The sequence below is a fragment of the Burkholderia sp. FERM BP-3421 genome, assembly GCF_028657905.1.
Lineage (GTDB): Bacteria > Pseudomonadota > Gammaproteobacteria > Burkholderiales > Burkholderiaceae > Burkholderia.
Genome location: NZ_CP117781.1, coordinates 2,542,599 through 2,555,036, shown reverse-complemented (window position 1 = coordinate 2,555,036; position 12,438 = coordinate 2,542,599). Strand labels below are relative to the sequence as shown.

16 protein-coding genes are annotated in these 12,438 nt (G+C 62.0%); 9 read left to right on the top strand and 7 right to left on the bottom strand.

Features of this window, described 5'->3' with window-relative positions; all coding sequences use genetic code 11:
• Positions 1 to 100 precede the first annotated feature (100 nt).
• Positions 101 to 265, bottom strand: a complete 165-nt coding sequence (locus tag Bsp3421_RS34380; RefSeq protein WP_443111516.1) for a phage tail assembly chaperone — start codon at positions 263 to 265, stop codon at positions 101 to 103.
• Positions 266 to 373: 108 nt separating this feature from the next.
• Positions 374 to 694, bottom strand: coding sequence for a baseplate J/gp47 family protein (locus Bsp3421_RS14150; protein ID WP_273996564.1), 321 nt, complete (start codon positions 692 to 694; stop codon positions 374 to 376).
• A gap of 23 nt (positions 695 to 717) precedes the next feature.
• Between Bsp3421_RS14150 and Bsp3421_RS14145 the strand changes: the two genes are divergently transcribed.
• The 4 genes from Bsp3421_RS14145 to Bsp3421_RS14130 all read left to right on the top strand — a co-directional run bounded on the left by Bsp3421_RS14145 (position 718) and on the right by Bsp3421_RS14130 (position 3,942).
• A complete protein-coding gene (locus Bsp3421_RS14145) occupies positions 718 to 870 on the top strand; it encodes a hypothetical protein (RefSeq protein WP_273996562.1) in 153 nt (50 codons plus the stop codon).
• A gap of 230 nt (positions 871 to 1,100) precedes the next feature.
• Positions 1,101 to 1,376, top strand: coding sequence for a hypothetical protein (locus tag Bsp3421_RS14140; protein WP_273996561.1), 276 nt, complete (start codon positions 1,101 to 1,103; stop codon positions 1,374 to 1,376).
• Positions 1,377 to 2,920: 1,544 nt separating this feature from the next.
• On the top strand, positions 2,921 to 3,439 hold the full coding sequence (locus tag Bsp3421_RS14135) for a glycine zipper domain-containing protein (RefSeq protein ID WP_273996560.1): 519 nt from the start codon (positions 2,921 to 2,923) through the stop codon (positions 3,437 to 3,439).
• A complete protein-coding gene (locus tag Bsp3421_RS14130) occupies positions 3,436 to 3,942 on the top strand; it encodes a DUF5384 family protein (RefSeq protein WP_273996559.1) in 507 nt (168 codons plus the stop codon). The genes Bsp3421_RS14135 and Bsp3421_RS14130 overlap by 4 nt, the downstream gene beginning before the upstream one ends.
• A gap of 215 nt (positions 3,943 to 4,157) precedes the next feature.
• On the opposite strand, the gene Bsp3421_RS14125 is transcribed toward Bsp3421_RS14130, so the two are convergent.
• Entirely contained in the window at positions 4,158 to 4,910 is a 753-nt protein-coding gene (locus Bsp3421_RS14125) for an ArsR/SmtB family transcription factor (protein ID WP_273996558.1), read from the bottom strand.
• Between the two features lie 116 nt (positions 4,911 to 5,026).
• Here Bsp3421_RS14125 and Bsp3421_RS14120 point away from each other — a divergent pair, with 116 nt between their 5' ends.
• From Bsp3421_RS14120 to Bsp3421_RS14110, 3 genes are all read left to right on the top strand, one after another.
• A complete protein-coding gene (locus Bsp3421_RS14120) occupies positions 5,027 to 6,424 on the top strand; it encodes an MFS transporter (RefSeq protein WP_273996557.1) in 1,398 nt (465 codons plus the stop codon).
• A 183-nt stretch (positions 6,425 to 6,607) separates the two neighbouring features.
• Positions 6,608 to 7,702 (top strand): IS5 family transposase, encoded by a 1,095-nt coding sequence (locus tag Bsp3421_RS14115; protein ID WP_077268099.1) that lies wholly within the window; start codon positions 6,608 to 6,610, stop codon positions 7,700 to 7,702.
• A 262-nt stretch (positions 7,703 to 7,964) separates the two neighbouring features.
• Complete coding sequence (locus Bsp3421_RS14110) at positions 7,965 to 8,237, top strand: hypothetical protein (protein ID WP_273996556.1); 273 nt, start codon at positions 7,965 to 7,967, stop codon at positions 8,235 to 8,237.
• Here Bsp3421_RS14110 and Bsp3421_RS14105 read toward each other — a convergent pair.
• The 4 genes from Bsp3421_RS14105 to Bsp3421_RS14090 form a co-directional block, all read right to left on the bottom strand.
• Positions 8,234 to 8,452, bottom strand: coding sequence for a hypothetical protein (locus tag Bsp3421_RS14105; RefSeq protein ID WP_273996555.1), 219 nt, complete (start codon positions 8,450 to 8,452; stop codon positions 8,234 to 8,236). The two genes, Bsp3421_RS14110 and Bsp3421_RS14105, sit on opposite strands and share 4 nt — an antisense overlap.
• Positions 8,453 to 8,523: 71 nt before the next feature.
• On the bottom strand, positions 8,524 to 8,784 hold the full coding sequence (locus Bsp3421_RS14100; RefSeq protein ID WP_273996554.1) for a hypothetical protein: 261 nt from the start codon (positions 8,782 to 8,784) through the stop codon (positions 8,524 to 8,526).
• A 91-nt stretch (positions 8,785 to 8,875) separates the two neighbouring features.
• The gene (locus Bsp3421_RS14095) at positions 8,876 to 9,826 is read right to left on the bottom strand and encodes an IS481 family transposase (RefSeq protein WP_273996553.1); all 951 of its coding nucleotides are present in this window, start codon (positions 9,824 to 9,826) and stop codon (positions 8,876 to 8,878) included.
• Positions 9,827 to 10,345: 519 nt separating this feature from the next.
• Positions 10,346 to 11,086: a S24 family peptidase gene (locus Bsp3421_RS14090; protein ID WP_273996552.1), complete on the bottom strand. Its 741-nt coding sequence runs from the start codon at positions 11,084 to 11,086 to the stop codon at positions 10,346 to 10,348.
• A 282-nt stretch (positions 11,087 to 11,368) separates the two neighbouring features.
• Here Bsp3421_RS14090 and Bsp3421_RS14085 point away from each other — a divergent pair, with 282 nt between their 5' ends.
• Positions 11,369 to 11,677 carry a hypothetical protein gene (locus Bsp3421_RS14085; RefSeq protein ID WP_273996551.1) on the top strand — a complete coding sequence of 103 codons (309 nt, stop codon included), beginning with the start codon at positions 11,369 to 11,371 and terminating at the stop codon, positions 11,675 to 11,677.
• 108 nt (positions 11,678 to 11,785) lie between these two features.
• Complete coding sequence (locus Bsp3421_RS14080; protein WP_273996550.1) at positions 11,786 to 12,331, top strand: hypothetical protein; 546 nt, start codon at positions 11,786 to 11,788, stop codon at positions 12,329 to 12,331.
• Positions 12,332 to 12,438 lie beyond the last annotated feature (107 nt).

The window sequence follows — 12,438 nt, the reverse complement described above, 5'->3', positions numbered from 1 at the left end:
GAATTTTTTGTTTTTGCCGCCGGTCGGCCGGCAGTTCAAACCCAGGTCAGCCAGATTGTAGCGTAGCCCCCATACCCGGTCTGCTCGGCAACAAGTGCGTTTAATGCGCGCGTGGGGCCTCCGGCCACTCTACGTTGAACGGGAACCCTGGCTGGATCGTGACGTCGCGCAACTTTTGGCGATACTCCACCCAAAGCGCAGCTTGGTTCTGTACAGCTACTGGAGCATCCGGGGGGGTGACAGTGCGAGTGTCGGAGTCGCGCAGGCACGCGTCGCGCTGCTCACGAATGACAGCCGCCCGATAGTCTGCCTCATTGGCTGTGAATTCCTTGTGAATCGATTGGTCATCCGGCTGCGGCTCAGGTCGCTTCCATCATGCGATCCATGGTAGGCCAATAAACTCGCCAGTTTTCGGATCGAGCGGTTGATCATCGATGTGAGCCTGCGCCATCTTCAGCACGTCGTCCGAAGGCAGGTCATCATCCGTCACGATCACAACGTCGACGGTACCAAGGCCGCGACGCAAGGGATGGACGAACGCGGCGGTTACGCCCGGCACTTCCATCGCCCACTGCCGGTAGTCGTATTTGTTGCCGCCCGCCGGTGGCCGGCGAATGCGCTGCAGCAGACGCGCGAGCAGACTGTCGGGCGTCTCGATCGCTGTACCTCCGCGCAGGCTCACAATCGTCAGCATCGCTTGGCATCCAGACCAACTGCATGTCCTGCCACGGTGCCGCGTCGGTGTCGTTCGGCAACGGCGCGAAGGGCCTCCGCTACCTCATGAACTTCTATCTGTCGCGTACCGATCCGGCGTTCAAAGGCAATTTGCAGACCGAATTTATGTGGTCCATCGACGACAAGAGCCGCTAACGGATGTTTCGCGAGATAGCGTGTGCCGGTGGGGGAGCCCGCCATCGAATCGGTTAGCCGCTTGGCTGAGTTCGGGTTTCCCTTCCAGCACCGCTCTCGCGTGCGGCTCCTCCATGCGGGTCGCGATTTTGTTGCACCAACGCGGAAAACGCAGGCTGTCTTGTCGGTGATTCTCGAGGACGGCTCGTGCCTCATTCCGCTGGCAGGTTCCGCTGACGGCACACCTGCTGATGGCGTGCAAGGAAGCGATCGAGATCGTCACCTTCTTGGTATTGATCCGCCGTGAAGTTCGAGAACTCTACCTCTCGACGTTGGATGGCCGTCGGCGCGATGCCGAGCAATGCCTTCTTGTAGAAACCCGAAAATGGCGCGAATGTGCGGATCCGCTTATTGGGAAAAATGCAGCCGGACGCAAGTCGGTTTCGCCATCAAAGAAGCGAACTGAGCCGGTGATGATGCCCGGCCATTGTGGATTCAGAATATTGTCGATCGAGATGATGCCGTGAGGCGCGAGCATTTCAACCGCGAGGCGGAGGTCGTTGAGCAGCACGTCGAGCGTATGGCCGCCGTCGAACGAGAAGAAACGTACCTTGCCGCCACGCTGGAGAATATCCTCCGCTCTCACATCCAGTGACGATCGCCGGATGATCGCGATGTCCGCATTCGGGCGATAACGCTTTGCGTTATCTGTTGTGTCAGGTCGTGAATTCCGGTCGAGCCGACTTCGTTATACCCGACGAGATCGGCATTCGTCGACTGATCATCGAACACGTCGATGGCAATCGCCTTTTCCCCAGCATGGAGAGTCGTCGCAAGCCCCGTCAGGCACTGCAGTAGTAGGCTCCGATTTCAGCGATGTAGCCGTGGTACCCGTTTTCGGCCTGTATCTGCACGAGACCTGTCGACATGAACGTCGTACTGGGCGACAGCCATCCAGGAATGGAATCGAAAGCCACTGGACGAGGTTAGGCTCCGGCTTGATGGTGGACGACGAGGGCAATTCAGATTTTCCTACGTTGCCCCGCGTCCGCTGGCGTGCAATAACGGCGGCCCGCTTCGAGAATTCCTCGGTGCCTGCAATGTCCATCATCAACTCATCGATGGTGCAGCATGAGCTAAGTCAAGACGAGATGGTGGCATCGCTTTCCGGCTCCGGGCCCGGAAGGAGTGAATAGACGGAGATGACGTCGTCGATTGGCGGCATCGAATCGCAGGCATGAGGTCGGCTCCTCGAGAGCATGGGGATGGCTAACATGCCCGGGAGCGTCTGTCTCGGATGTGTGAGCGCGCCGTTAGCCGCTCGGGTTGCTTGAGTGCATGGTGGCCCGCGTCGCTCCAACCAGGCGCAAGTCGAGCAGTTGGATGCCAAGTGGGTTCTCCACGAAAGATCGGTACGAAAACGGCAAACCCAAAGAACTGCTGGCGACGCAAGTGCGACGGAATGACATGGTTGAGGCTCACCGGATCGCGACCCCGGGGTGGGACTGCATGACTCAAACGGCGGGCGTAGCAGTCCATCGATGGTGTCGAAGGATGGCTGCCGAAGAACGAACTCATCTACGGGCTGGTGTGATGCGCCCGATGCCCCGATCCAGCGGAATGTCGTGCGCAGGACGCGTTGATGGCCGTGGTTGGTTTGTCGAGCATCGGGCCGTTATTTGCTTTCGTCATAAAAACAAGGAATCCATATTGTCGAATAGTGCATGTCGTTAGTACTTCTTCTCGCGACTTATGGAGTCATCGTAGGCTGAATCGTATTGGTGTGGATGGGGGAATTGAAAAAATATTTGGAGTATTGATTGATTTTTATTAAAAAATAATAATTTTATATGCTAAATACTTTTATTCGGATGGCGGTATATTTGGGGATTGGGTTGGCCTGGTGGATCATGGGTGGAAGTCCAGAGATCGCTGCCTTTTCCTGGCGGTAAGCGGGTCGTACTTTGTCGCGCTCTCGTCAAGCCACTCGGGGCGATGCGCTTTTCAAACTTGACCTTTACAAAATCATTAAATTAGAATTGCGCCGACATAAAATACAAACGGGGAATTCATGAAAAAAATCACCATCGCTACGATTGCCGGCTCGATGATTCTGGCCGGTTGCGCAACGCCCGGTATGGAAAATCGCGCCGATTCCTATAGCGCGACTGAAGTGAACCAGCGTCAGGAAGTGCGCACGATCGAAATTCTGACCATCCTGCCGGCTCGCGTGCAGGTCAGCAACGAGCAGAACAAGCAAGCGGCGCAACTGACCGGTACGGTTCTCGGCGCGCTCGCAGGGGCGGCCGTCGGCGGTGCGACGGGGCCGGGAGGCTGGGGCCGTACCGGCGTGGGAACGGTCGCCGGGGGCGCGGTCGGCGCCGCAGCGGGCTCGATGGTGAGCGACAAGGTGATGGTCGACGGTGTGCAGATCGCCTATCGCGACGGCAAGAAATCGTACATCAGCGCACAGGTGGGCCGCGTCTGCGAATTCAAGCCGGGTATGGCGATGATGATCGGCTCGGACACGACGACCCGTGTCCAGCCGAACGCGCAATGTCCGGCTCAAGCGACGGAAGCGGCGAAATGAAGCGGGCCGTTTTTCTTTCGCTGCTGATCCCGACGGCGGTAGCCGCGCAGGGGCAGCCGCCCCAGACCGCCGTCAACATGGATGCGGGTCTTGCCCGCATGCAGCAGCTTGAATCCAATGCGGTAGCCGAACGCGACGCGCAGCAGCGCGCTTACGAAGCCGAGCAGCAGCGGCAGCAAAAGGCGGCGGCAGCGGCTCAGCAAAAGCGTGACCGTGCGCAAGCGGCGATGGCGTCGCAGCGTGACCGTGAACGTCGCGATGCTGCCGGCAGGCAACGCAGCATCGAAGATCAGGACCGCGCTTACGAGAACCGCTACAAGGAACTGCGCCTGAAGCAGCTCGAAACGCAGGTCAATCGCGAGAACGACAAGATCAACGCTGATCTGGCACGCTCGAAAGCCGAAACGGACGAGGTGCAATCGAAGGCCGAGGCCACGCGAAATGTGAGCAAGGGCGTTCAGAAGAACCTTCAGGACGCCAACCGCCACTGGTGGGAAAAGTAAGGCTCGTCAGCGGATCGACCAACGGACGGGGCGCCTGGATTGTGTGAGCGGTCGAATGGCCGGAGCAAGCGTCACGATATCTCGGAACAAGGCTTGTTCGTTGGCGCAATACGTTCGGGGGCAGGGTGAGGCCGGCGCCCGTCGGCCGAGGATCGGGCGTCCGAGCGCGAGCGGCTCAAACGCATGATCGCGGCGCGGACCGGACTCGCAGCCGCTTAGTCCGGCGACATGGCGTCGATGCCGGGTCGTGGAAGTTCGGGCTCGCGCAGGCTGTCGGTGTCGATACCCAGACTGGACTTCAGCATGCGCGCACCCTCACGGGTCAGCCTGACGGCGCGCGTGCCCGCATTGCGCTCGAGCCAGCGATGCTCGACCATGCACCTGAGCATCGCGACGCCCAGCGGCCCCGCCAGATGATGCCGGTGCTCGGTGCGATCGAGGCAACAACGTGCAATACGCGTGAGCGGCCCACGCAACGCACTCGTGTCCACGCCGAGATCGGCGAACCACGCGATGCCGCGTCGTGTCACCCGCCAGTGTCGTTGATCGTCCTTGCCCGTCGGCTTGGACAGGAATCCTTCGCGTCTCATCGCATCGGCAAGCGCCACGCCCAATGTACCGGCGAGATGGTCGTAACAGGTGCGCGCGTAGTGGAGCGTCCGGTCCACGCGGCCATGCAGTCGGGCCGGCAAGGGCGGCGCGAGCACCGCCAGAAGTTCCAGGACCCGTGCGACCTCCGGATTCGCCAATCGATAGTAGCGATGCCGTCCGTCACTCCGTACGCAGACCAGCCCCCCCTTCACCAGCCGAGCGAGATGATTGCTGGTGGCCTGCGGCGATGCCGACACGAACTGGGCAAGCGAGCCGGCCCGTTGCTCGCCCGCGCACAACGCCATGAGAATCCGCGCGCGGTTGGGTTCGCCGATCAACGACGCCGGAAACGCTACATTGGGTTCGAAACGACTCATGGCACCTCTCCGGATAGCGTGCTGCCTCTAGGACTGGGACTCCAGGACGCGCGCCACGCATGATTGTTCATCTTTTAGTGTAACGTCAATCCGTCATCGGCTCTTAAACTGCCCCGATGATGAACCGTTCGCCTCTCCTTTTGACCATTGCCGCCACGAGCCTCGGCTTTGTGATCATCCAGCTCGACGTCACCATCGTGAATGTGGCGCTGGTTCGGATCGGCGCGAACCTCGGCGCCACGATCGCCGGACTCCAGTGGATGATCGATGCCTACACGCTTGCCTTTGCGACGCTGCTGATGTCCGGGGGCGCGCTGGGAGATCGCAGCGGCGGACGTCGCGTCCTCGTTGCCGGTTTTGTCGTCTTCGCGCTCGCATCGGCCATGTGCGGACTCGCGCGATCCGGTGCAGAACTGGTCGCCGCGCGCGCAGTCCAGGGCCTGGGCGCGGCGCTCATCGTGCCGAACTCGCTCGCGCTCTTGAATGACGCCTGCGCCGACAATGCCGCCGTCCGAGCGCGTGCTCTCGGGCTCTGGAACGCGGCGGGCGGGCTCGCCGTCGCTGCGGGGCCGGTGGTCGGCGGGCTGCTGCTCGCGGTATCCGGATGGCGCGGCATCTTCCTGGTCAACCTGCCCATTTGCGCACTCGGCATCTGGCTCGCCCGCTTCATCAAGGAGACGCCGCCGCACGCGCCGAAAACGTCCATCGACATACCGGGCCAACTCTGTGCGATCGTCGCGGTACTTGCCATGACCGCCAGCATCATCGAGTGCGGCGCGAGCGGCTGGCGGCAGCCTGTCGTGCTGGCGGGCGCCGCGGCCGCGCTCGCGGCAGGGCTCGTCTTGATCGTCATCGAGCGGCGCACGCCCAATCCCATGCTTCCGCTGCACCTGTTTCGCCGGCCGTCGTTCTCGGCGGCGACCTGCGCGGGCTTTCTCAACAATTTCGCGTACTACGGCCTTGTCTTCATCCTCGGTTTCTATTTCCAGACGGTTCGACACTATTCGACCATTCAGACCGGGCTGGCATTCGTGCCTCTGACGGGCACCGTCACCGTATCCAATCTGCTCGGCAGCCGCCTGGCCGCCAAGTCGGGGCCGCGTCTGCCGATGGTCCTCGGATTTGCGATCGCGACGTTCGCCTACGCCGCGCTGCACGGGATCGGCGCCGATACGCCCTATGTGCGGATGCTCGTTCCATTGGCCGCGATCCCGTTCGGCTTGGGGTTGGCCATCCCAGCCATGACCGCGGCATTGCTGACCTCGGTCGAGCGCCGACGCGCCGGCGTCGCCTCGGCGATCTTCACGACCGTACGGCAGATCGGCGGCGCGGTGGGCGTCGCGGTGTTCGGCGCAATCGTCGCGGCTGGAGGGAAGGCTGGCATGGCGGGTATTCACAGCGTGTTCTTCGTGTGCGCGTGTTCGAGTGCGCTGGCCTGCGCGGTGTCGGCCATCGGAATCAGGCAGGGAGGCAGTCTTGCCCGCGAGGCGCTGTCTGCCGCGTCGGAGGAATAGGCCGTGGTTCGGGTTTCGCGACGAGCGCTTGCGCGATCGGCTGCTTGCTGTATCGATCGATCATGCTTCGTCGAGGGGCTCCTAGCAGGCTGTTGAATTTGGATACGGTGTAAACGGGCCCTGAGGGCGGTGCGTTAGAGATATCGTGTTCATGATCTTGAGCAGGCGAGAGCGATGCGCGGAATGGACGAGATGCAAGAACCGCTGTTCACGACGGTGAAGCTGGAAGACTTCGTGCCGGCCGATCATCCGTTGCGACCGCTTCGGTTGCTGGTCAATCAAGCGCTGAAGCGACTTAACGGATTGTTCGGCACGATTTATGCGGACAGCGGCCGTGCGTCGATTCCCCCCGAGAAGCTGCTGCGTGCGTTGCTGCTGCAGGTGCTGTACTCGGTGCGCAGCGAGCGCATGCTGATGGAGCAGATGCGCTACAACCTGCTGTTCCGCTGGTTCGTCGGACTGGCGATCGAAGACGCCGTCTGGGACCACTCGGTGTTCTCCAAGAACCGGGATCGTCTGCTCGAGCACGAAGTGGTCGAAGCGTTCTTTACCGAAGTCATGAGCTTGGCCGACAAGCAAGGGCTGCTCTCCAGAGAACACTTCTCGGTTGATGGCACGCTGATCCAGGCGTGGGCCAGCCACAAGAGCTTCCGGCCCAAGGACGGTTCGGACGATCCACCGGCCGGCGGTGGCCGCAATGTCGACACCGACTGGAAGGGCAAGCGGCGCAGCAACGACACGCATGAATCGAGCACTGATCCGGATGCGCGCCTGTTCCGAAAGGGGCGGCAAAGCGGAGCCATCCTTTGTTATCAGGGGCACATCCTGATGGAGAACCGCTCGGGCTTGGTGGTGGGCGCAGTGGTCAGTCACGCGGACGGTTTCGGCGAACGCGCGAGTGCATTGCGCCTGCTCGATTGCGTACCGGGTCGTCACGCCAAGACGCTCGGTGCCGACAAGGGTTACGACATGCGCGACTTTGTGCGGGATTGCCGAACGCGCAAAGTGACGCCGCACGTCGCGCGCAACGACACGCATCAAGGCGGCAGCGCGATCGACGGACGGACGTCGCGGCACGCCGGTTATGGCATCAGCCAAGTGATTCGCAAGCGCATCGAAGAGCACTTCGGCTGGGGCAAGACCGTCGGCAGGATTCGGCAGACCGCGTATCGCGGCATCAAGCGGGTCGACCAGCACTTCAAGCTGACGATGCTGGCGAGCAACCTGACTCGAATGGCCCGAATACTGGCAGCGGTGCCGCAAGGAGCCACGCGATGAGCCGCCCGAGCGCAGCAGTTGCGTGGCAACGCGCCGGCCGGTCCGCTCTCCAGCGGCGCATCCGGCACGATCCGTCTGCAACTCAGCGGCCAATCGCATACGAAACCCTTTTAAACCGTGCCCCGATCGCCAAAGCGAGGCGCTTTTCAACAGCCTGCTAGGTGCCCCTCGACATCGCATCGCGGGGAAGCTGGATTTCTCCGGGCCGGTGCCGATTCTGCGGCGGGAAGCGGCATCACGGTTTCAGATGATCAGATCGACTTTGCTGCTCGACAACATCGTCAATCAGGCGAACCTGCCGGAGCGCATCAATTCGATGCAATGCGGCGACTGGCGCCGGACCGGGCGGCCCGCGACCGCGCTCGCCTGGGCGAGCGATTCGCGGACCTCGGAGTGTCATTGGTTTTTGCGGCCAATCGCAAGACTATTCATCCACGGCATTGCGCGGCCGGCTCTCCATACCGGAGCATCGTTCCGGCTGGGCATGATCGCTTTGCGTGCGTCATTGCCGGCATGTCCGCGGGCATGCAACTAGTCCGTCACGAAGATTTGCGTCGCGGTCGTGTTGATCTGGAATTCGTTGACCCGGCGTGCACGGACATCGAGCAGCAGGCGATCCAATGCTTCGAGCGCGGCGTGGTCGGCAAGCGTCTGCTTGCCGGTCGAATGCCCGATTTTGTCCACGGCGGTTTGATGTGCCTTGAGCAGCAGTTCGAGTGCTTCCGTTCGGGTCATGAAAATACGATCCATGGTATGACACCTCAGGTTCATTGATGGTGAGTGCGCACGGCGGCGGAAGCCGGAAGCAATCGGTATGGCGTTCATCGCGCCGCTTGCGGGGGACGTCCCGCGGCTGCAGCAAGTTTATCCAGTCTTGCGCCAAGATTCACGATTGAAAGCAACGGCAAGTCACACCGTTCATCCAGAACCGGCGCGCCGCAGCGTTGCTCGCATTCCGCCTTGATGACGATCAACAGGTCGATCGTCCCCTGTGCGACCATCTGCCGCGCTGAAACATTCGGGGTGAGCGTTTCGATGAATCGAAGGATCGAGGTGTTGGGTTGGTTGACCGTTGCAGGCATGGCGCTTCTGTGCGCAGCGGAGTTTGCGTGGCATGCGTGGGGATGGCGGTAGGGGCGAAGGCGGCGGGCGTGCCCGGGCGCGACACTCGCGCTAGCTGTGAAGCGTCAAGAGGTTGTTTCTCGATACGGGAAGTCTGGCCATCGGCGCAACGCCGCCGATGGCGCTATGAGCACGATGCCAGTTGTAGTGATGCTGCCAACTCGCCAGGGCTTCGACGCGATGGGCTGAGCTTTGGTACGTCCATGCGTAGGCCCACTCACGTAACGCTGACTGGATGAAGCGTTCGGCCTTGCCGTTGGTCTGAGGACGGTACGCCCGTGTAAATTTGTGCCGGATCTCCAGTTCCTGACAGGTCCGAGCAAACTCATGTGAACGGAACGCCGAACCGTTGTCGGTTAGCAATCGGCGCACACGCACGCCAAGTCCAGCGTACCAAGCCACGGCATCGCGCAGGAATTTCACGGCACTCCCTTTCGTCTCGTCTGGATGCATTGCTGTGTAGGCAATCCGGGCATGGTCGTCCACGGCGACGAACAGATACTCCCAGCCAACACCATCGACCGTATCGCGCCGATTGCCGGTCACACGATGGCCAGGACGCGCGATACGGCCGAGCTTCTTGATGTCGATGTGCAGCAAGTCGCCCGGTGCCTCGTGTTCGTAACGCTGAACCGGCTCTCTTGGTTGCAGGTCGCTCAACCGGGACAGTCCGGCACGCGCCAGCACCCGACTGACGGTCGAGGCCGACACGCCCACCTGTCGAGCGATCTGACGTTGCAGCAAGCGCTGCTGGCGCAACTCCACGATCAACAAGGCAGTCGCCGGGTCAATGGAGCGTGGAGAGCGAGCCGGTCTCGATGAGGCGTCTGCCAGCGCGAGTGCGCCGCCGACCAGATAGCGCCCAAGCCATTTGCGTACCGTCGGTGCTGTCACGCCATGATCGACTGCGGCTTGCGGCACGCTCGAACCGGATTCGGTGATCTCCTGAACCATCTCAAGTCGACGCGCGAAAGTGAGTCGGGCATTCTTATGGGTGTTCATCCGGCTGGGTTCCTGGAAGGTTGGGTGTTTGGCGACTTCCAGTCTCCCAGACTCAGTCCGGATGAACCATCGATACAACCTATTGAAGCTTCACAGCTAGCGGACGCGGAGCGGGATGCCGCGCCGCGCATCGGCCGACGGTTGGGTCGTGCCTGCTCGGCCAGGGCTGACGAGGCCGACGTCGAGCGTGAACGGGCAGCATGCGCGGGGTGGGCCCGACGAGGGCTTCATGGCCCGAACGATTCGGGCGGGCGCTGAGATGCCCGTTGCGAGGCCGCAACCGCTCGGGAATGGTCGGCGGCCCGGCATGTGCAATGACGCGCGTGAGCCGGCAAGTACCTGTCGCATCGAGCATGCGACCACAGTGCTTGCACATGCAACGGATTGGGATGAACGAAGCGTAGAGGGCGATGCGTTGAAGCAGGGCGCATCTGCGGCCGATTCACCACATGGGCCCGCCGGCCGGGCCTCCCGCGATGGCGGCGGTACGGTGCCATCGCGGGGCCGGGAGAGCCTCCGTCAATTCCCGCCCGCGGGCCCCGATCCCGACCGGTACATCACTTCCCCGACGATCTGCAGGCTGATCAGCTGATCGCCCGCGACGATCCGATCCGGATATTCCGGGTTGTACGAATGCAGCCGGAGGGCGCCTTTCGGCTCCTTGAAGATCTGCTTGACGAGCGCCTCGTCCTCGAAATAGACCGCATAGATGTGCCCGTCGCGGACATGCGTCTTGGTTTCGCAGATCATCATCATGTCGCGGTTGAACAGATACGGTTCCATGCTGCGGCCGTGGACCTGGGCAAGCTTGCACTCATGCGGCTTGACGCCAAGCGCCTTGAAGAACCCGACATCGAAAGGCAGCGCTTTCTTCTGCCTGATTTCCCACTGGATCAAACCTCTCCCCGCGCTGAATCTGTAGTCGAACCTGTCCAGCCAGACCCGATCGCTGTCGGGCGGCAGATCTTCCGGGTGCTCCCAGACCAGGACGTTGCCTTGGTCCTTCGGCAGTTTCTCGGCGCGCGGCTGATCCGACTCCGTCGACGCCGCGCCGAACCAGCCGGCCATGCCGGGCAGACTCTCGATCGCACGGATCGTCTTTTCGGATACGGCGCGCTTTTCGCTCAGCATTTGCCGGACGAACGCGCCGTCCTTGTAGCCGAGCCGCTTGCCGAATGCGGTCACATTGCCGCCCTCTAGCTGCTCGACGGCGGCCCGCAGGCGCTCGACGCGGACGCGATGGAGTTCTGTTTCGTTCATGGCGAAAGCGTAGCACATGCTACGGATAGCAAATGCTACTTGTTGATGGTAGCGAATGCTACTATACTGCGAAGCATGATCCGCACGCCAGCTTTTCGCCGATTCGCCGATTCGCCGATTCGGCGGTACGCCGGCGATGCGGTGCATCCGAGCGGTTCGGGGCGGGGTACGCCGCCGGCCGCTCGGATGCCGGTCCGGGATGGTCTGGCCGATGCCAACCCGGAGCCCGGTCATGCACATATTTCGTAAAACTAATTGAATGACAATGAAGGGGAATCTTGCATGACAGCACTTTCCCGCCCGCAAGCCGGGCTTCAAGCCTCCGGGGTATATCCGCACCGTCGTCTTTCGCCAAGCGAGCGCGCCTTGTCGACCACCCAGCGCATGGTGCTCGATTGCTTCGAATCGATCGATGTATTGCTCACGCGGGAAGACCTCGCGGCGCTCACCAATCTCAAGTTGTCGAGCGTCTGCGGGCGCGCCCGGGAATTGCTCGACGCCGGGCGGCTGGTGAAGCGCGGTCGGCGCGAGTGCATCGCGACGGGCAAGTCCCAGGAACTGCTGGGTTTGCCTCTTCCGATCAAGCGGTAACGCGTCAACGAACATACCGGAATGACGGGGTGTGCCTCCTTGGGGAAGGGGGCGGTAGGGCGTGGCCGCGGTAGCCCGGGCGCAGGCAGGCAAGCCGGGCGCGCGGCAATGGGATCTGAGAGCGTTTGTCCGACAGGGCGGATAGACGGAGCAGGCAGCGGGCAATACAGGAGAACACAAACAATGAGCAATCTGGATGATCGTCTTGAGAATTGGGCCAGGGCGCAGCGATCCACGGCGATGCGTGGATCGCGGGCGGGGTCTGCCGAGGGACGCTATCGGCCGGAGGGACAGTTGCGGCGCGCGGATGCGAACCGCATCGATGAAATCGACGCCGAGGATGTCGAGCGGGCATGGCGCAAGCTGATGCCGTTCGATCGCGACGTGTTGAAGCTGCACTACATCCTCAACATGGATCCGCGCGTGATCTGCCGGAAGCTGAAGATTCCGCATCGACCATCGAGCGCGTTCAACATGGCGCTGGCTCACGGCAAGTCCGAGATCGGCAAGGTTCTGGAATCGATGGCGGAAGCGCGGCGCGCGCAGCGCGCGCGCCGCCATGAAAGTGCGGCACAAGCCGTTCACGGCCCGCGTATCGATGCGCTCGCGCATGTGCGGCGAGTGATCGAGGTGTCTCGGCAGTACTTTTGCTAGGTGTCCTCCGGAACGGAGTGGCGCGCCATCGCGCGCCGCCCGCTCCATTCTTTTCCGAGAACAGGCTGACAAGGGACGGCCCGCCCGGTGCGGGCCTTTGCTCGGCA